Annotated in this window: 18 protein-coding genes; 7 read left to right on the forward strand and 11 right to left on the reverse strand. The window is 53.1% G+C overall.

Translation table 11 applies throughout. The features are described 5' to 3' along the window. Nucleotides 1-6 precede the first annotated feature (6 nt). Together trpB and trpA are read left to right on the forward strand one after the other, a co-directional pair. A complete protein-coding gene (trpB, locus tag BP07_RS07505; RefSeq protein WP_042687528.1) occupies nucleotides 7-1182 on the forward strand; it encodes a tryptophan synthase subunit beta in 1176 nt (391 codons plus the stop codon). Continuing rightward, nucleotides 1172-1954 (forward strand): tryptophan synthase subunit alpha, encoded by a 783-nt coding sequence (trpA, locus tag BP07_RS07510; RefSeq protein ID WP_042687531.1) that lies wholly within the window; start codon nucleotides 1172-1174, stop codon nucleotides 1952-1954. The genes trpB and trpA overlap by 11 nt, the downstream gene beginning before the upstream one ends. Here the strand turns inward: trpA and BP07_RS07515 are convergent. From BP07_RS07515 to BP07_RS07535, 5 genes are read right to left on the reverse strand one after another with little or no spacing between them, the layout of a single operon-like run. Next, on the reverse strand, nucleotides 1951-2754 hold the full coding sequence (locus tag BP07_RS07515) for a coenzyme F420-0:L-glutamate ligase (RefSeq protein WP_052353347.1): 804 nt from the start codon (nucleotides 2752-2754) through the stop codon (nucleotides 1951-1953). The two genes, trpA and BP07_RS07515, sit on opposite strands and share 4 nt — an antisense overlap. After that, nucleotides 2741-3637 carry a thiamine pyrophosphate-dependent enzyme gene (locus BP07_RS07520; protein ID WP_245597083.1) on the reverse strand — a complete coding sequence of 299 codons (897 nt, stop codon included), beginning with the start codon at nucleotides 3635-3637 and terminating at the stop codon, nucleotides 2741-2743. Before BP07_RS07520 ends, BP07_RS07515 begins: the two co-directional genes overlap by 14 nt. Beyond that, nucleotides 3634-4839 (reverse strand): pyruvate synthase subunit PorA, encoded by a 1206-nt coding sequence (gene porA / locus BP07_RS07525; protein WP_084174173.1) that lies wholly within the window; start codon nucleotides 4837-4839, stop codon nucleotides 3634-3636. Before porA ends, BP07_RS07520 begins: the two co-directional genes overlap by 4 nt. Further along, nucleotides 4836-5105 (reverse strand): pyruvate synthase subunit PorD, encoded by a 270-nt coding sequence (porD, locus tag BP07_RS07530; protein WP_052353348.1) that lies wholly within the window; start codon nucleotides 5103-5105, stop codon nucleotides 4836-4838. The genes porA and porD overlap by 4 nt, the downstream gene beginning before the upstream one ends. Beyond that, nucleotides 5106-5648 (reverse strand): pyruvate ferredoxin oxidoreductase subunit gamma, encoded by a 543-nt coding sequence (locus tag BP07_RS07535; RefSeq protein WP_042687534.1) that lies wholly within the window; start codon nucleotides 5646-5648, stop codon nucleotides 5106-5108. A 340-nt stretch (nucleotides 5649-5988) separates the two neighbouring features. Here BP07_RS07535 and BP07_RS07540 point away from each other — a divergent pair, with 340 nt between their 5' ends. Together BP07_RS07540 and BP07_RS07550 are read left to right on the forward strand one after the other, a co-directional pair. Further along, on the forward strand, nucleotides 5989-6732 hold the full coding sequence (locus BP07_RS07540) for a PHP domain-containing protein (protein ID WP_211247082.1): 744 nt from the start codon (nucleotides 5989-5991) through the stop codon (nucleotides 6730-6732). A gap of 357 nt (nucleotides 6733-7089) precedes the next feature. Then, the gene (locus BP07_RS07550) at nucleotides 7090-8052 is read left to right on the forward strand and encodes a calcium/sodium antiporter (protein ID WP_042687540.1); all 963 of its coding nucleotides are present in this window, start codon (nucleotides 7090-7092) and stop codon (nucleotides 8050-8052) included. Nucleotides 8053-8506: 454 nt separating this feature from the next. On the opposite strand, the gene BP07_RS07555 is transcribed toward BP07_RS07550, so the two are convergent. Beyond that, a complete protein-coding gene (locus BP07_RS07555) occupies nucleotides 8507-10009 on the reverse strand; it encodes a DNA-directed DNA polymerase II small subunit (protein ID WP_052353349.1) in 1503 nt (500 codons plus the stop codon). A gap of 64 nt (nucleotides 10010-10073) precedes the next feature. Here BP07_RS07555 and BP07_RS07560 point away from each other — a divergent pair, with 64 nt between their 5' ends. After that, nucleotides 10074-10628, forward strand: coding sequence for a signal peptidase I (locus BP07_RS07560; protein WP_042687541.1), 555 nt, complete (start codon nucleotides 10074-10076; stop codon nucleotides 10626-10628). Nucleotides 10629-11213: 585 nt separating this feature from the next. On the opposite strand, the gene BP07_RS07565 is transcribed toward BP07_RS07560, so the two are convergent. The 5 genes from BP07_RS07565 to BP07_RS09160 form a co-directional block, all read right to left on the reverse strand. Next, entirely contained in the window at nucleotides 11214-12686 is a 1473-nt protein-coding gene (locus BP07_RS07565; protein WP_052353350.1) for a DUF790 family protein, read from the reverse strand. Beyond that, the gene (locus BP07_RS07570) at nucleotides 12664-14010 is read right to left on the reverse strand and encodes a DEAD/DEAH box helicase family protein (protein WP_042687544.1); all 1347 of its coding nucleotides are present in this window, start codon (nucleotides 14008-14010) and stop codon (nucleotides 12664-12666) included. The genes BP07_RS07565 and BP07_RS07570 overlap by 23 nt, the downstream gene beginning before the upstream one ends. A 298-nt stretch (nucleotides 14011-14308) precedes the next feature. Then, entirely contained in the window at nucleotides 14309-14692 is a 384-nt protein-coding gene (locus tag BP07_RS07575; RefSeq protein WP_157203154.1) for a restriction endonuclease subunit S domain-containing protein, read from the reverse strand. A gap of 234 nt (nucleotides 14693-14926) precedes the next feature. Next, nucleotides 14927-15727, reverse strand: a complete 801-nt coding sequence (cas4, locus tag BP07_RS07580) for a CRISPR-associated protein Cas4 (RefSeq protein WP_052353351.1) — start codon at nucleotides 15725-15727, stop codon at nucleotides 14927-14929. After that, a complete protein-coding gene (locus BP07_RS09160) occupies nucleotides 15724-15852 on the reverse strand; it encodes a hypothetical protein (protein WP_276624350.1) in 129 nt (42 codons plus the stop codon). Before BP07_RS09160 ends, cas4 begins: the two co-directional genes overlap by 4 nt. 241 nt (nucleotides 15853-16093) lie before the next feature. Here BP07_RS09160 and BP07_RS07585 point away from each other — a divergent pair, with 241 nt between their 5' ends. After that, nucleotides 16094-16654: a class I SAM-dependent methyltransferase gene (locus BP07_RS07585; RefSeq protein ID WP_042687550.1), complete on the forward strand. Its 561-nt coding sequence runs from the start codon at nucleotides 16094-16096 to the stop codon at nucleotides 16652-16654. A 295-nt stretch (nucleotides 16655-16949) separates the two neighbouring features. Next, a complete protein-coding gene (locus tag BP07_RS07590; protein WP_042687906.1) occupies nucleotides 16950-18242 on the forward strand; it encodes an amidohydrolase family protein in 1293 nt (430 codons plus the stop codon). The last annotated feature ends 44 nt before the right edge of the window (nucleotides 18243-18286 follow it).

An 18286-nucleotide genomic window follows, 5' to 3' on the forward strand; every position in this document is an offset into this window, starting at 1 on the left:
GGAGAATTGAAGGGACGGTTTGGAAAGTACGGTGGAATGTTCGTGCCAGAGACGCTCATGCCAGCTCTTTTGGAGCTTGAGAGAGAGTATGAGCGGCTAAAGGTGGACGAGCACTTTCAGAGAGAGCTATCACAGCTCCTCTCGGAGTTTGCTGGAAGGCCCACACCCCTGTATGCGTGCAGAAGGCTGGGCAGGGATGTGGGCTGCAGGGTGTATCTCAAGCGGGAGGACCTCGTGCATGGTGGAGCCCACAAGCTGAACAACACCCTCGGGCAGGCGCTGCTCGCCAAGCACATGGGAAAGCACAGGCTAATCGCCGAGACTGGGGCTGGACAGCATGGGTGTGCCACTGCAATGGCAGGGGCAGTGCTCGGAATGCAGGTGGATGTGTACATGGGTGAGAAGGACATGGAAAGGCAGAGGGTGAACGTGTACAGGATGGAGCTGCTTGGAGCGAGGGTGATACCCGTGAGGAACGGCTCCCGCACACTCAAGGATGCAATCAACGAAGCCCTCAGGGACTGGGTGAGCAATGTGGAGGACACCCACTACGTGCTCGGCTCGGTGGTGGGACCACACCCATACCCCACCATTGTGAGGGACTTTCAGCGGGTGATTGGACGCGAGACGAAAGAACAGATACTCGAGAGGGAGGGCAGGCTTCCCGACAGCATCGTGGCGTGCACTGGAGGGGGGAGCAATGCGATGGGCATGTTTCACCCATTCCTGGAGGACGATGTGCAGCTGTACTCGGTGGAGGCGGCTGGAGAGGGGCTCAGATGTGATGAGCACACCGCATATCACTCGGCATCGCTGTGCGTGGGGGAAGATGGGGTGCTTCATGGCACAAAGACGAGGCTTTTGCAGGACGAGTACGGGCAAATTCTCGAATCGAGGTCTGTTGCCGCAGGGCTGGACTATCCTGGTGTGGGTCCAGAGCTTGCCCACCTGTGTGATATGGGGAGGGTGAATGCGGTGAGCATCACCGATGACGAGGCCCTCGATGCCTTTCACACGCTCAGCAGGCTGGAGGGCATAATACCCGCCCTCGAGTCGGCACATGCGGTTGCCTTCGTGCTCAACAATGTCGAGAGGCTTGGGGAGGTGGTGGTAATCAACCTCTCGGGAAGAGGGGACAAGGATGTAGAGAGCGTGCTTGGGAGGAAGGCGCATGGGGCTTGAGAAAGGGTTTTCCGATGGGGCTGCCCTCGTGGCATATGTGTGTGCGGGGGACCCCTCCTTAGAGGCAACACCTCATGTCGTGAAGAGGCTCGAGAGGGGCGGAGCAGATATAATCGAGCTGGGTCTTCCCTTCTCGGACCCGATAGCCGATGGCAAGGTGATACAGGAGGCCTCCCAGCGGGCTCTTGCGAGGGGGATGAATCCAGATGTGTTCTTTGAGATGGTATCCAGCCTCGATGTGGACGTACCCCTCGTGGTGATGACGTACTACAACCTCTTGCTTAGAGGAGGTGTTCATGCGTTTGTGGAGCGCTGTGCTCTCTCTGGCATCAGTGCCATCGTGGTTCCAGACCTGCCCATAGAGGAGGCGGATGAGCTGAGAAGGGCGTGTGCACAGAATGGTGTGGGCTATGTGGGCTTTGCCGCACCCACCACACCTCACGAGAGGCTCAGGAGGATTCTCGACGCCTGCACAGCGTTTTTGTACATCGTCTCGAGGCTTGGCACCACTGGCGTGGGTGGGGGGGTGTCTGAGAGGGTGGAGCGCATGCTCAAGGGCGTGAGCGGCACATCGGTGCCCAAGGTAGTGGGCTTTGGCATATCCACCCCAGAGGAGGCTGAAAGGCTGGTTGCCCTTGGGGCAGATGGGGTGGTGGTGGGCTCCCATTTTGTGAGGCTTGCAGCCCAGGGTAGGCTGGATGATATCGAGCGCGAGGCAAGGGCCATAAAGCAGGGGTGTCTTGCTGGAAAGCGAGGACGGGCGCACGATTAATGGGCTCTGCTCGCTCGCCAGAGCCTGAGGGCAGCCCTTACCACGTCCTCCTCATTGCGTCTCAGAAGGGTGCTCGCCCCCATCCCCTCGTCCACCACCACGTCTGACATGCCCCTGATGACCACCATGGGGGTCATGCCATTGGCCTCGCCCATGAGCACGTTGGCGAGGGCAGCGAGTTCATCGGCTATTGCTTCCTCGGTAATCTCGAGGGGGCGTCCATGCATATCTGGCACGCCTATCCAGCTTTTGATGGGCACGAGCCCAGCACATCCGAGAGCCACACCACACTGCCCCACCCTAAAGGGCCGCCCACTGGTGTCCGTGATGATTACGCCCACACGCCTTCCCGTCAGCCTCTCAATGGCCTGCCTTATCCTCTCAGCACTCTTGTCAGGCTCATCGGGAAGCAGCAGCACTTTTCCCTCCTCCACATTGCTCGCATCTATTCCTGCGTTCACACACACGTGTCCCTTTCTGACCACGAGCAAAAATGGGTGCTCCACGAGCACCTCCTCGCTCTCATCGAGCACAGCCTGCACGAACGCAGGGGGCTTTTTGCATCTTTCTGCAATTCTTCTCGCCCTCTCCGTGGGCACGATGCTCGAAAGCTCCAGCACCCTCCCCTCTGACTTGGACACCACTGTGGAGGCAATGGCGAGGACATCCCCGTCCTCGAAGCCAAACAGGCTGGAGGCGATGTTAGCGAGGTCATCTCCCTTTTTGATGGGGGGTACTCCCTCTATTGGCACCGCTACAATGCCCCTCCCACCGATGGAAGCCCCATCACTCCAGCGCATACCTCTTCACGTTGTCGTCCGCAATCTGCTGGATACGGCGGAGCGCCTCTTTGCCCTCTTCCTTTTTGAACAGGTGCTTGAACCTTCCCTGTGCCTTGAGATACTCCTCCACGGGCTTTCTCTTGTGAATCTTGCGCACGTTGGTGAGCACGCCATTTTCAAACTCCACCAGTGGATACAGGCCAGTCTCCACTGCCAGCCTTGCAATCTCTGCGGTGAGCGAGGGGTCATAGTACCATCCAGTGCAGCACGGAGAGTGCACCTGCACGTATGTGGGTCCCTCAGTGTGCACCGCCTTTCTCACCTTGGTTATAACGTCCTTGGGATAGCCGATGGATGTCGTGGCCACATATGGACAGCCGTGGGCAACCGCGATCTCTGGCATGTTCTTCTTGTTCTGGGGCTTTCCAAGGGATACCCTTCCAGCTGGTGAGGTGGTGGTGGCTGCACACAGGGGGGTGGAGCCACTTCGCTGTATTCCCGTGTTCATGTATGCCTCGTTGTCGTAGCACACGTACGTCACATCGTGCCCCCTCTCCCACATACCAGAGATGGCACCAAAGCCGATGTCGAACGTGGAACCATCGCCAGCTATCACCATCACCTTGGTGTGGTCATTGCCCATAGCCCTGAGTGCCCTCTCAATGCCGGAGGCAACGGCTGCAGCGTTCTCGAACAGCGAGTGAATCCATGGCACCTGCCATGCATTGTCTGGGAAGGGCGTGGTGAACACCTCCAGACACCCCGTTGGGCTGCACACGATGATATCGTCTCCAGCTCCCTCGAGAACGAGCTTTGCGGCCAGTGCGGCTCCACAGCCAGCACAGCCCCTGTGCCCTGGAGCCAGCTTTGAGATTAGAGGGGTGCCCTTTCTTGCCATCATATCGCCTCCTCGTTCACATCTATGTAGGTGCTCTCCTGCTTTATACCCTCCTCCATCACCCGCTCGGCATCTGCCACAATCTGCCTAATACGGGCTGCTGGAATGTCTCTGCCACCGAGTCCAAGGATGTAGCCCACCACAGGCACCCTCGTGGGTGTGTTGTACAGCGCTGCCTTGATCTCGCTAAACAGCGCCCCCTCTCTGGTGCCAATGGATACATCCTTGTCCAGCACGGCGACCACCTTAGCCCTCTTTATGGCTTCTCTTATCTCTTGCTTGGGGAAGGGCCTAAATGCTCTCACCTTGAGAAGCCCCACGCTCACACCTTCCTCTCTCAGCTCGTCTATTACGTCCTTTATGGTGCCCACCACAGAGCCCATGGCTATCAGCAGCACGTCGGCATCTGCATGGTACTCGTCCACCACGTCTCCTCTCCACCTGCCGTATATCTTCTTGAACAGTGCGGCCGCCTCCTTGATTTTGGGCAGGGCGGCATCCATTGCCAGCTCCTGCATGTAGCGAAATTCGGTGTACATCTCTGGACCCATAAACATCCCGAAGGCCTTGGGGTTGGCGGGGTCGAGCTTGTGCAGCGGCTCGTATGGTGGAAGGAACTCCCTCGTCTTTTCCTCCTCCAGCAGCACCACGGGCTCATAGGTGTGGGAGAGTATGAAGCCGTCCATGCACACCATGGTGGGGAGCAGCACGTCGTGGTTTTCCGCCACCCAGTATGCCTGGGCTATGGCATCGCCAGCCTCCTGTGCATCCTCCACATACAGCTGAATCCATCCCGCATCTCTTGCCGAGATGGAGTCCTGATGGTCGTTCCATATGTTTATCGGGGCAGAGAGCGACCTGTTCACGATGGTCATCACGATGGGCAGTCTCATACCAGAGGCGTTGAACAGCACCTCATTCATGAGCGCGAGCCCCTGAGAGGTGGTGGCAGAGTACGTGCGTGCACCAGCGGCGCTCGCACCCACCAGCGCCGAGAGGGCGGAGAACTCGCTCTCCACATTGATGTACTCACTGTTTAGCTCCCCATCTGCCACGAACTGGCTGAGGTACTCCACGATGTGCGTTTGCGGCGTGATGGGATATGCCGAAATCACATCTGGCCTGCACGTCTTTACCGCGTGGGCAACGGCATACGAGCCCTCCACCACGCTCATCCTTTCCATCTCTGGGCTCTTGTGCATCATCTCACCTCCAGCACCATCTCAATCGCATTTTTGGGGCACTCCCTTGCACACAGCCCACACCCCTTGCAGTACTCGTAGTCTGGCTCGAAGATGTCCTTCTCCTCGTTGTAGTGTATTATTCCCTCGGGGCAGTATATCTCGCACATCCCACACCTCACACACTTCTCGTGGTCGTACACGGGTCTGAACGTCCTCCATGCCCCAGTCTTGTTCCTCCTCGATGTGCCAGGCTCGCACGTGGCACCCACCGTCGCTTTGATGGTCATCTACTCACCCCCCATCAGCTCATATGCCCTGTCGATTGCCTTGGCGTTCATCTCACCCACCTTTCCGCTGAACCTTCTGAGCACCGCCCTCTTTATCGAGTCCACGCTCACGAGCCCAGTGGCTCCGGCAAACGCCCCCAAGAGGAGGGTGTTCACTATGGGCCTTCCCAGCTCCTCAACGGCTATCTGGGTGGCATTCACTGTGCGCACCTGTGCCTTCGTGCCGAGAGCCATCTCCTCAGGGCTCTTGGCAGAGTTTATGAGTATTAGCCCATCGTCCTTCAGCCCCTCCAACACGTTCTCGGTGGCAACCAGCGTGGGGTCCTGTATTATCACGTAATCAGGGGTGTATATCTGGCCTCTGAGCCTTATGGGCTTCTCATCCAGCCTCACAAACGCCGTCACCGGAGCCCCTCTTCGCTCAACCCCAAACGAGGGGAACGCCTGTGAGTACCAGCCATCCTCAAACGCAGCCTGAGCCAGAAGCTCCGCAGCAGTCACCGACCCCTGCCCGCCTCTTCCATGAATTCTTATCTCCTTCATGGGTCATCCATCCTTAGGTGTAAAATCCCGAACGAGTGAGCGTGCTCCTAACTTTTGCTGATGCTATAAAAGATTTTCCAAATCAATCGTTAAGAAATTTTGCTATTTCTCGGGGGCACATGGACGGCCACATGGGCGTACCAAGGCAAATACGGCAAGCTCTGAGTCTCGGCTTCTGTCGAATCTTGAGGTGTTGCATTTGTGTTGCAATTAGGGTGGTAAAGAAAGAAACTAAAAAAGAGGTTACTGGTGTTATTGTATGTAAGGGTGTGATGCCCGCAAGAGACTTTAGCATGGATGGCAACTAAAAGTTTATTAGTGGAGAGAAATGATAAATATTGTGGCAAAGGAGGTGAATTTAATGAGAGGTTTAAATGATGAGGATTGGCTACTCTGCGATTTTCATATTCATACAAGTCTTAGTGATGGTAAGATTCCTCTCAGGGAGGTGGTTGATTTATACGGGGAGCATGGTTTTGATGCCATTTCAATAACTGACCACATACTTGATAGATATACTCTTGAAGAGAGGATAAAAAATGGGGAACCGATTAATGTGATAAAGGAAGAAGATTTCAAAGATTACTTGAAATTACTATGGGATGAGGCTAAAAGAGCGTGGGAGAAATACAATATGCTCTTGATACCCGGAGTGGAAGTCACAAATAACCACGACTTTTATCATATCCTCGTGATAGATGTAAAGGAATATATTGATCCCACGTTACCCGTCGAAGAAATTGTTAAGAGGGCTAAAGAACAGAACGCATTGGTCATTGCTGCCCATCCAGATAAAAAGAAACAAGACCAAGTGCATCATTCATGGCATTTGTGGAAGAACCAAGAGAAATTCAGAGATCTATTTGATGCTTGGGAAGTTGCTAATCGAGATGATTTGTTTAATTCTATAGGGGTGAAGAAGTACAACTACATTGCAAATTCGGATTTCCATGAGCCACGGCACATATACTCATGGAAAACGCTTATTAAAGCAGAAAAAAATACCGAAGCACTGAAAGAGGCCATAAGGAATAACGAATATGTTGCGATTTATCTAATGAGAGGTAAATTAAATGATAACTGACCTCCTCTCCCCGCTAAAGCGGGGAGGTTCCCCATAGGGGAGCCGGCTCGCATCTGCCTCACAGCAGGGTCATTGCCTTCGGTTGGTGTCATCGGGCTGAGTCAGAGCAACCCTCTTAAGGGGTGCTTAGATGGGTGAAAATAAAAATGTTCGGAAAGCGGGCTTTCCTCCCCTTAGAGGCTTCCAGCCCGCAAAAGGAGGTGAAAAACCCATTTTTCACTTTGCACAACAGCAGGTATGCAGTTCGCTTACGCTCACCCAAACCCTTATGGGCTTCGCATACCTGCTTATGTCTAATTGCTCGGCAGCGCTTAAGAAAACGAAAATGATTTAAAGAAAGTTAATTCCAGTATAATTATGTTGCATCTCTTCATCTGGTTAATAATTTTTATAGTAAGCTTAATTGTTCTAATCAAAGCTTCTGATTATTTTACTGATTCTGCTGAAAAAATAGGATTATATTTTGGCCTTCCTGCTTTTATTGTTGGAGTTACTATTGTAGCAATAGGGACTTCTTTACCTGAGCTTGTTTCATCCATTTTTGCCGTTTTAAAAGGCTCCTCAGAGATAGTGGTTGGAAATGTTGTTGGCTCAAATATAACAAACATTTTTCTTATTTTAGGTATTGCTGCCATTATTGGTAAGAAAATTAAAGTTACTTACGAACTCGTTCATGTTGATTTACCGTTGTTAATAGGTTCAGCATTTTTACTAGCGGTAACTATTTGGGATGGTATTTTTACTTTACCTGAAGCCTTATTGTGTATTGGGGGTATTATTCTTTATTTACTTTATACTATACATACACAAAAAGAGTATGAAGATGTTGAAATTAAAAAAGAAATGAAGGAAGAACTTAAAAAAAGAAGAAAATTAGATTGGAAAACTTTAACTATTCTTATTGTTAGCGCTTTTTTTATTTATCTTGGTGCAGAGTACACTATTGAATCTGTTATTAAATTGTCAAAAATATTGAATATAGGAAAGGAGATAATAGCAATTAGTGCAGTAGCCTTAGGCACCTCACTACCTGAACTGATGGTAACTGTTTCAGCGGCAAGAAAAGGAAAACCAGAAATAGCTGTGGGGAATGTATTAGGTTCAAACATATTTAATGCTCTTGCAGTGATGGGAATGCCTGCCTTCTTTGGAACTTTAATTATTCCACATAGCATACTTACATTTGGTTTGCCTATGATGTTGGTAGCAACATTATTATACTTTTTCATGACACAAGATAAAGAAATTACAAAATGGGAAGGGTGGATGCTTATAATCTTTTATGTTTTCTTTATTGGAAAAGTATTTAATTTGCTCTGAAAATCGTGCCGCCTCGCCCTTTAGTGTGGGGAGGGAGTTGGATACACAGGATGTTAAGTGAAATTCCTTCATTCCATTTGTGAGCTACTCCACGGCTGAAGGCGGGAGCTTCACGTAGTTGCTTACAGAGGGCGAAGCATGTGTTCGATGAGCAGGGCAGGGCTGAAGATGCCAAACGGGAGGGGGATGTGATGTGTGCTGGAGAATATGAGGGATGGGCAGTGAGACTCCTTCCTCGAACTCCTCCAGCCTTCTCTGAACCTTGGCTGTCCTCTGAGGCTGTCCTCTGAAAGTGCACCAGCGCCCGCTCCAGTCCCTCCTTCAGGGGCATCTTGTTCTCCTTGCAGAACTGCTTGAACGTGCTACTATGTAAGCAGCAGTTGATTAAGTAATCAGCTCATCGTAAACTTCGGCGTTCACCTGCCTTGGTCTTCGCAAGCGCTCACTCACCGTATCACCTGAAGTTCAAAAAGGTGGTCTTGAGGCTGGAAAGCTCGACCACGGGCACTCTCGCTGGCGTTGGGGTGATGTTGCGCATCTTCTGGTAATCCGTCTGGGCCTGCCATGCCCCGGAGTTTATGAGCCTTACTCCCCTGTACACGCCATGGCCCGCGATGTGCACGTGTCCGCAGTGCAGGATATCTGGCACGTGCTCTATCACCATCCTGTCCTCTGGCTCTGCCACGAGGGGCACGCTTCCCCCATACACAGGGGAAAGGTGCCTTTTGATGAGCATGTGCTTCATTGGGGTGATGGGGTCGTTGAGGTCCAGCCCGTCTATCGAGGATATGAAGTCTGGGATGGAGCGCCCGTGGTACATGAGCACCCTCACGCCATTGAGCTCAACGACGCATGGATTGCCCACGAATATAATCCCATCATCGAACAGAGCCCTCACCTGCTCCCCGAGGGCGGGCTGGGGCTCACCCTGCCTTACAGCATCGTGATTTCCCGGGGAGAGCACTATCTGTATGTGATGCGGAATCCCGGCGAGCAGCGAGGCGAGAACCTCGTACTGCTCGAGCACATCATCTATCGAAAGGTCCCTCTCCTGGTTGGGGTATATCCCCACTCCCTCAACGAGGTCTCCTGCCACGAGCAGGTATCTGACGTCCTCAGCAATTGCCCTCGCCCTCTCATTTCCCACATCTCCATTCAACCAGTCCACGAACTTGTGCCACGAATCCTCGAGAAAGCTCTTGCTGCCCACGTGGATGTCCGAGGTTAGCACTGCGTACCCCGCATTCTCGTCGTCGCTCCCTCCACCCAGCCGCATCTGTGCCCTTTCGAGAGAGATGTCGGGGAAGATTATCTCACTTGCTATGAGCAGCCTGCCATCGCTGCTCAGCGTACCCTTTACACCTATCACCTCGTCGAGCACCACCGAGCTTGCCCACTTCATCACCTCGCCGTCCTTTGGGGCGAGCACTGTAAAGCTCCCCGACTCGTCCTCGATTTCGATGAGTATATGGCCGTTGCGCGTGATGCGAACATCGGCCACCAGCCCGGCGATGGATACCTCCTCCCTGCCTTCCGAGGTTTGTCTGCGCCTTGTCAGCGAGGATATTGGCCGCGGTGAGAACGTTCTATGCATCAGTATACTCCGAAGCTTTTTACACCTGCTCCTGAAGTACTGCACAAAGCTATCGCACGAACTGGCGTTCGAGTACACCCTCTTGACATCCCATAGCACGGACACACCATTTTCTGGGCGCTCTCCCTTAGAGGGTTGTGGGGGAGGGCGCACCCTGGCGCCCGTATGCTCCAGAATGGAGTCCACATCGGAGCACGTCAGCACTAGAAGGTCATTCTTCTGTATGGCCTCCAGAATTTTTCTGAACTTTTGTCCATCACACACCTTCGCTATCCTCTGGGCCGCCTCGGGTTCCACCATGCACTCGCACGATGCAATCTGCTCGACCACATACGATAGCTCCAGCTGCCTACCTTCTGCCATGGGCACCCGTAAAGTATAAGTGCCGCCCTCCCATAAAAAGTTAGAGCCTTCAGAGAGTGGTTGGATGGATGGTGGCAAGCCAGAGGTTGGATGGCTGAGAGGGATACTCAAAGATGTGCTTTGGGTCATCGTTCTGCTTTTGCTTTTTACTTCAGCCTCAAAGCTTGCGCTCGGTGTGTGGCAGCCCCTCGTGGTGGTGGAGTCTGGCAGCATGGAGCCCCACCTGTACAGGGGGGACGTGGTGATCATTCAGTCCCCCAAGATGGGCAATATAACCACATGGAAGGAGGGCAGGAGCACAGGGTATAGGTCGTTTGGTGATTTTGGCGATGTGATACTGTATCACAAGTATGGGATGGACGGCACTCCAATCATTCACAGGGCGATGTACTACGTGGAAAAAGGGGAGCCCATGTGGGATGGTGGACCCCCAGCCCCTCATGCTGGATACATCACAAAGGGTGACAACTCCCTCACCAACCCCTACTATGACCAGCAGGGTAGCATCTCCTACCTCACACCAGTAAGGAGTGAGTGGGTGGTGGGAAAGGCGATGATGAGGATTCCCAAGGTTGGCTACATAACTCTGCTGTTTCGAGGGCTCATCGGGCTATCCTGACCTCCTCCTCGCCTTAAAAGGCGAGGCTTCCAGCCCGTAAGGAGGTGAACTACTCCTTGCTCACGCAAGGAGCTTCGGGAGGTTGTGGGTCTACTCAACACCATTGTGGGTCTACTCAACACCATTGTGGGTCTACACCACACCCACCTTATCTCCACTGGCTGGTTCACGCAGCCACTACCTTATCTTCCCACGAGCCCACGAGGAAGGACTCACGGGCTACTTAACGCCTCCCCTTTTGGGGAGTCCAGCCTTACGGCTGTTACGAACTATATGAGGTGTTCGTCAAGGCATTCAAACTTTTTGCCTGCCCGCCTCCCTTTGTATATCCCCTTCGGAAGGAGTCTTGCAAGCAACGGAAAAGCGTTGCATCTGCTCAATCACAAGCTACCTTTTTACTCATGGAAACTCCCGCTCCAAATCAGCTTTTACCTTTTGTCGTGTTGATTACAGAGTAATCAACAGTTGCTTACGAAGTTAAGCAACGCTAAGAAGGCTCTATCTGTTAGGGCGGAGATGAATTAGGGGAGAAGGTCACCACACCACCCCTTCCTGACCTCTTCCTGTGTTCTGTATGCCCCACAACTAATTGCGCCTCTCCCTATACCACCTCCCTCTCCTCTCATCCTTCTTTCTGATTATTGCATCCCCCTCAAATAGCCCGACCCATCTCACCTCATAGCCTAAGCTCGGAAGGATATCGTGGCTCACACCATGCCTTTCAAGAACTGGGAGGGCATCAGAGAGTCTCTCTGGATTTACCTGCTCAAGCTCACGGCACAGGTTATCAATAGATTGCTGCTTCAATGCGTATTTACCTGCAATCACGTACCCTTCAGGCAGAGACGCCTTAAGCCTCTCAAAAGGCACGATATACTCCTCAGAGAGGGCTAACAGGTCTATCACCTCTCCCTCGAACCTGACCTCTCTTGAGAGGTGGTGCTTAACACGCCCAATGACCTCATTGTAGGGTATGGATGTGGAGAAGGTGATAACCCCGTCCACTCCACACTCCCCAAGGTCATCTCTTGCCACCACCAGCATGGGCGCATCGGCCTTTTGCAGCTTCTCCACCTTTCTCTTGAGGTACTCTGGAGTCCAGAACCCCACAATCTCCACATAGACCTCCTTCCCACCCTTCTTCAGCAGGAAGTCTGGGATGAAGGCATACCTTCCCGCCCTGAGCACAGAGGGCTCCCTCACCACCTCAACACCCAATAGGCTCCTCATCTTCCACGCAAACTCCCTCTCAAGGGACGAGTCGTACTTCACCTCCTCATCCTGCTCTGGAAACAGCCCCCTTTGTCCATCGTCCATCTCCAGCGTTAGGATGCGGTTTGAGCGATCATCCAGTATTTCTGCCTTTAGCCACCACTTTCTTGCCTTCACCACTGCAGGGATGAGCTTTGCCATCGAGGTACCATACTTCTTGCTCATCTTCAGCACAGAGGCGGGGCCAGTTATCTCAACCTTCAGCCCATCATCCTCGTAGAGCTCGTACATGAGCCCCAGCCACTTCATCCTCCTGAATATCTCCTTGTGGTTGGTGGAGGTTCTGATGATGAGCCTCAGCGCATTGAAGACAGAGGTCTGGAGGAGGGAGAGGTTATACCTTCGCACAAGCTCCTCTGGTGCCATCTGAGGAACACCTGTTAGAACGAGGTTATCCTCCCTGTCAGCGAACATGGCCTGCTCAATCTCTATGGGAGTGACTGCAAAGTGCTCTGCTGCTCTCTCTATGGCTCTCCTACGCTCCTCATTGGTGGTTACATATCCATCCTTGAAGAGGTAAGACCTGACGCTCACAGGGTCAAGGGGAGATGGACACTCAAGCACACAATGGCGCTCAACAACCTTGGCAAAGCCCCTTACCTTTCGGTAGGTCTTGGCATCCTCCATCTGCCTCAGGACCTGCTGGAGGGAGCCGTACCTCTCCCCGATATGCTCTCTGAAGGTCTCCAGAACAGCCTCGGCAAGGGGCACCTCCTTCTCGCCTGCAAACCTCGGGTGTATCCTGCCCCTGTACCTTCTGACATCAAGAAGCTCCCTTGGAAGCATGTCTTCTCCTGGAGATGCCCACCTCCCCCGTATCTTTGGATACCAGCTCGTACAACACTGCCTCCTTCCCCTCTTTCTTCCTCAGAATCCTGCCCAGCCGCTGGATGAACTCCCTGCCACTACCGCTGCCGCTCATGATGATGCCCACGCTGGCGTCTGGCACGTCTATGCCCTCGTCCAGCACCTGGCTGCTCACCACTGCCCTGTATGTGCCTTCTCTGAAGCCATTCAGGATTAGGTGTCGCTCCTCCTTTGGTGTTTTATAAGTGATGGCTGGGACGAGGAACTCTCTGGAGATGCGGTACACCAGCTCGTTGTGGCGGGTGAAGATTATTATCTTGTCTCTCCTGTGCATCTCAAGGAGCTCCCTGAGCTTCACGAGCTTGTTGTGGGAGCTAAAGGCGATCCTCCTTGCCTCGTTCCATGCCTTAAGGGCCTCATATGCTAAGGCGTCGTAGCCCGTTGCCATCACCACTCTCCGAAAGTCTTCCATACTCCTGAGGGTCAGCCCCCTCTTTCTGATATATGATTTGAACACCTTTGCCTTGGCGTCATACTCCGCCTGCTCCTCTGGTGTGAGGGGCAGGTACACCCGCTCCACCACGTAGCTGGCAAGGTGCTCACCAGCAAGCTCCTGGGGCATGAGCTCAAACACCTTCCCCCCTACGAGCCTGGGCAGCAGCTCGTGCCTTTCGTCCTCCCGCTCATAGGTGGCGGTAAGGCCAAGGCGATGGGGGGCAGCGCTCATCTCGGCTATGTGAGAGTATGCCTCTGAGGGAAGGTGGTGCACCTCATCAAACACCAGGAGCTGGAACCTGTTGCCAAGGCGCTCGGCATTGGCGTATGCAGAGTCGTAGGTGGTGACTGTGATTGGGCGAATGTCCTTCCTGCGCCCTGAAAGCTCTCCTACCCACTCCACCCCAAACACTGAGAGCCTATCAGCCCACTGATCCACCAGATCAAGGGTGGGCACCACCACAAGGGTGGGCAGGGAGAGGCGCTGGATGATGTGAAGGGCAACATGGGTCTTGCCCGAGCCCGTGGGCAGAACAACACACCCCCTCCTGCTTAGCATCCACGCCTCGACGGCCTGCTGCTGGTAGGGTCTTAGCTCTATGTCGGCGTCCAAGTAGGGGCAAGGGATGGGGTTTAGCACCCTGTCCTCAACCTCCACTCCCGCCCTTTCGAGATACTCGGTTATGTCCCTGTAGGTGTAGGCAAGCGCCCTGTAGCACCCAGAGCGTGAGTCAAACTTGGCTAGTGGGATGTGTGCATCTCCAGCTATCTTTATGGTCCCTCTCTCGTAGGTCAGGATGGCCTTCATTGGAGGCGAGTATTGTGCCAATGGGATTTCACTCTATCTGATGGCAAGGATGAATGTTTTTTACAGCCTTTACAGCCCTGCTGTGGATATGCTCCTTCACAGCTCCTGACGGCTGACGCCGTTAAAAGCTGTGAGGGATTTTTGCAATACACAAACCCCATTGCAATACACAAACCCCATCGCATAATAAGGCATGCGTTCAATTGATTTTTCAGATAAAGCTGGGTCTCCAGATTCATCAATGAAGATTACCTCACTATTTAATTGGTGCCGCATGATTAAGACACCTTATAGAGACCTAACCTCTCTGACCCTCAAGCTCTGGTAGTACCTCAGCTGTGAGTTCGCTTATTCTCTGAAGCTCATCCTCCAGCCCGTGAATCTCGTTCCTTGGGCTGAACTTGGGGAATGGAAACTCCAGCACTTTCTTGTGAATATGTCTTGGACCGAAAAGCCCACGGGCTTGCATATCCTTCAAATCTTCATCGATTAGAGGCGAGTTTAGCAGGCATGAGAGATAGTATGCTTCATTTTCAGTGTCCGTTTCATAATAGTAGCATTTATGGTCTATCACGAGCCCGCTCACACCAATCCCGAAGCCGTTCACTCTGACGACATTAAGCACTCTTTCCTTGTCCACCACACACGAGGCGATGTATGTGCCAGAGGTGGGATAAATCACTCTCCTTTATTGCCTCCACTGCCTCATCCAGCCTTCCCTTCTCGCTCAATATGGCCGGTATCTGGAAATACTCTCCGTCTACTGAGTAAACAACTAATGCTCTCCATCATCTCTGGCAGCCTTATGGAGTCTGCAAGGTACACCGGGACATACACTCCGCCCTTTATATGACTTACTGCATCCCAAAGAGAAAGCAGTATTTAAATGTCTTGTGTGGTGCTTCCCCAATAGGTCTCATTTGTTATCATTTAGCACGACCTGTGTACACACATCGCTGAACGAGCACGCAGCGCACTTCCTCGGTGATGTGTGGTTTCTGTCCACTCTCTTCTCCTTCAGATACAGCCTCATCTCCCCGATAGTGGTGAGCAGCTCGCTTCTTAGGGCATCGTCAAACGGTATCCTGTGCTGCCTTCCGTCGGCGTACACGAGGATGCCGTAGGGCACACGGGTGCCGCTTTTCTCCTCGATCAGCAGGCAGTAGGCTGCGAGCTGGAGCACGTGCCCTCGATAGGGGCTGCGCGCATTTGTGCTCTTGACCTCTACAGGTATGTACGCTCCGCTGGGGTTCTCCCTCACGATGTAGTCAGGCTTACCCGCTATCCCATACCTTCTGGAGAACAGGGTTCTTGCGCTGCCCTTGAGGTCGGAGTACACCACCCTCTCACTGGGGATGCCATACTTGCTCTTAAGCCTCTTAGCCCTTCCAGACCTTATTCGGGAAACCAGAAGAAGGGTGAGGGCGAGCATCAGAATCACCACGAACCCCAGCATAGAGCCCAGCACCAGCAGCAGAGGTGCGATGAGCAGCACGATATATGCAGCGTCTCTGAGCCGCTTTGATGCTCTCTTCTCTTTCTGAACAATGGTCAGCTTCTCCCCAACCTCAGCATGCTTCCTCGTTCCCTCCTCCAGCCTCGGGGATTCCGGGGCGTGTCCACACCTCTGAAGGTACCACGAGACCGAACAATAGATGTAATCACCAATCTCAGATGCGGTTATCACGTCACTCCTGTTGGGACTTTTGTCGCTCACACTCTCACATCCCCAAGCCATTTGACTTCCGCTATTGAGGTGTTATTGCAGATGGTCTGCTCATTACTGGCAATATCATTTCTGTCCCCAGTGACCAGCACGATGCCCCTGATTTCAAGCCCCACGGAGTGAGCATCGAGGATCACTTTATGAAAACATTTTCCCAATCGCGCAACACACCTGGACTTAGGGGGCAGGGTTGCTGGGGTTCTGGGGGGGTACGTGTCTTCTCTCCAGGGCGATTCTGACCTCCAGTAATCTTTCGGAGATGTAAAGTCACGGGTGGAGTTACTGGAAAAATATTTGGGAAATGACAGAGAATTACAGTGGATTTGAGGATAGGGAAAGTTGTTAGGAGGTTTTAGTATGCCACACATATTTGATCCGGCTAATGCCCATGAACTTGAATCGGAGCACAGAAAGAAGTTCTTTCCGGCAGAAAAGGTCGTTGAAGTCATCGAAAGCATAGATGAACTGAAGAAAGATGTGGCTTTCGACATTGGTGCGGGAACTGGCTATCTCACACTTCCACTTTCGAAGACATTCAAAAAGGTTTGTGCGGTTGAAATAAGTCACGAAATGACAGCAAAGCTGAGGGAAAGGTTAGCAAAAATGGGTGTGAAAAACGTTGAAATAATTGTATCGGATAAGCCACCAGAGGTTGATTTCGAGATCGATCTCGTGCTATTTTCCAACGTTCTTCATGAGATGGACGATGCATCAGGTTACATCGAGTGGGCGAGGAGAGCTTCTTACATTGTGGTGGCTGAATGGAAGAAGATTGAAACACCTCGTGGTCCGCCCCTTGAGGAAAGAATGGGCGTCGAAGAGCTGAAGAGGATGTTTTCAGGCTTCGAGCTTATAAAACTCGATGAGTCTCTACCTTACCACTATATAGCGGTTTTAAGAGCAGAGCTATTGACTTGACTCTTTATCTTCTCGTTGCTTGCAGAACCCCCTGCGAATCCCGAAGGGGGTGTCTTATGCACATCCCCCAACCTCCCCATAGAGGGGTGGAAGCTCCCTGCGTGAGCGGGGGCGTGAGCGGGGGTCATATACTCCGGTCTTGGAACTATACTTGGTGTTGTGGTCTCAGATATGGGAAACGATGGCGGTATATCTCAGCGGAGTTTGTGGTGTGAAGAGCGTTCACCAAACTGACGAGCTTGGGAAGATTCAGAGAATCCCAACCTTTTTTTACTCTGGTGCCAACGCCCATTTTATGAACGCTGAGCTTCTCATCAAGGGTGGGCTCGTGCTGGTGGGCGATGGCTCTCCTCCCAAGAGGGCGGACGTGGTGATAGACGAGGGCAAGCTCGTGAGGGTGGGCGAGGCAAGGGGCATCTCGGCCGACGAGGTGATAGACGGCTCGGGAAGGCTCGTGATGCCAGCCTTCGTGAACACCCACACCCACCTTGCCATGACGCTGTTTAGGGGCTATGCCGACGACCTCTCCCTCGATGTATGGCTGGGAGAGCACATATGGCCCATAGAGGCGAAGCTGAGGGCATCCCACGTGAGGGCTGGCGCCCTGATGGGGGCTCTGGAGCTAATACGCAGTGGTGTTGGGACATTTTGCGACATGTACTTCTTCATGGATGAGGTTGCCCGTGTGATAGAGGAGAGCGGGCTCAGAGGCTTCATCGGACATGGTATGATAGAGCTTGGGGATGAGCGCAGGGGCAAAAAAGAACTTTCAGAGGCGAGAAGGCTTGTAAGGGAGTACGAGGGGCACGCCGATGGCAGGGTCAGGACGATGTATGCGCCCCATGCCCCCTACACGTGCTCTCTGGAGTTCTTGCATAGGGTGAGGGAGGTGGCAGATGAGGACGGTGTGGGCATCCACATGCACCTGCTCGAAACGCAGAAGGAGAAGGAGGAGCTCGAGGAGCGGCATGGCAGGAGCATCGTGTCCGTGCTGAGCGAGATGGGATTTTTGGGCGGGGATGTGCTTGCAGCCCACTGTGTATGGCTCTCTGATGAGGACATTCGTCTTTTGCATCATCACAATGTGAAGGTGTCCCACAACCCCGTGAGCAACATGAAGCTCGCCTCTGGAGTGGCGAAGGTGCCAGAGATGCTCGATGCGGGAATAAACATCTCACTGGGCACGGATGGCTGTGCATCGAACAACAACCTCGACATGCTCGGTGAGATGAAGGCTGCAGCGCTGCTCCACAAGGTGTTCAGGCTCAGCCCTACCGTGATGTCCGCTCCCACGGTGCTCCAGATGGCCACCCTCTCGGGCTACAGGGCGCTGGGACTGAATGGAGGGCTCCTCAGAGAGGGCTATGATGCCGACCTCGTGATGCTCGACCTCACATCAGAGAGGCTGCTTCCCCTGCACAACGTGGTGTCCAACATCGTGTACTCGGCAAGCCCGTGCGATGTGGTGAGTACAATTGTGCAGGGAAAGGTGCTCATGCACGAGCGGGTGGTGAGGACGTTGGATGCACGGGAAGTGGCATTCCAGTTTGCAAGGGCGGTGGATGAGCTGTTTGAGAGCAAAGCTTAAGTTAATTAGGGGTGGGGGGTATTAGCTTAATGCCGAGGTGGGGA

It is taken from the genome of Methermicoccus shengliensis DSM 18856 (assembly GCF_000711905.1).
Classification (GTDB): Archaea; Halobacteriota; Methanosarcinia; order DSM-18856; family Methermicoccaceae; genus Methermicoccus; species Methermicoccus shengliensis.

Excerpts from the sequence above, each read along its gene's own strand:
- trpA (WP_042687531.1), top strand. The coding sequence starts at position 1,172 with ATGGGGCTTGAGAAAGGGTTTTCCGATGGGGCTGCCCTCGTGGCATAT.
- BP07_RS07515 (WP_052353347.1), bottom strand. The coding sequence starts at position 2,754 with ATGCGCTGGAGTGATGGGGCTTCCATCGGTGGGAGGGGCATTGTAGCG.
- BP07_RS07520 (WP_245597083.1), bottom strand. The coding sequence starts at position 3,637 with ATGATGGCAAGAAAGGGCACCCCTCTAATCTCAAAGCTGGCTCCAGGG.
- porA (WP_084174173.1), bottom strand. The coding sequence starts at position 4,839 with ATGATGCACAAGAGCCCAGAGATGGAAAGGATGAGCGTGGTGGAGGGC.
- porD (WP_052353348.1), bottom strand. The coding sequence starts at position 5,105 with ATGACCATCAAAGCGACGGTGGGTGCCACGTGCGAGCCTGGCACATCG.
- BP07_RS07535 (WP_042687534.1), bottom strand. The coding sequence starts at position 5,648 with ATGAAGGAGATAAGAATTCATGGAAGAGGCGGGCAGGGGTCGGTGACT.
- BP07_RS07550 (WP_042687540.1), top strand. The coding sequence starts at position 7,090 with ATGTTGCATCTCTTCATCTGGTTAATAATTTTTATAGTAAGCTTAATT.
- BP07_RS07555 (WP_052353349.1), bottom strand. The coding sequence starts at position 10,009 with ATGGCAGAAGGTAGGCAGCTGGAGCTATCGTATGTGGTCGAGCAGATT.
- BP07_RS07560 (WP_042687541.1), top strand. The coding sequence starts at position 10,074 with ATGGATGGTGGCAAGCCAGAGGTTGGATGGCTGAGAGGGATACTCAAA.
- BP07_RS07565 (WP_052353350.1), bottom strand. The coding sequence starts at position 12,686 with ATGCTTCCAAGGGAGCTTCTTGATGTCAGAAGGTACAGGGGCAGGATA.
- BP07_RS07570 (WP_042687544.1), bottom strand. The coding sequence starts at position 14,010 with ATGAAGGCCATCCTGACCTACGAGAGAGGGACCATAAAGATAGCTGGA.
- BP07_RS07585 (WP_042687550.1), top strand. The coding sequence starts at position 16,094 with ATGCCACACATATTTGATCCGGCTAATGCCCATGAACTTGAATCGGAG.
- BP07_RS07590 (WP_042687906.1), top strand. The coding sequence starts at position 16,950 with ATGAACGCTGAGCTTCTCATCAAGGGTGGGCTCGTGCTGGTGGGCGAT.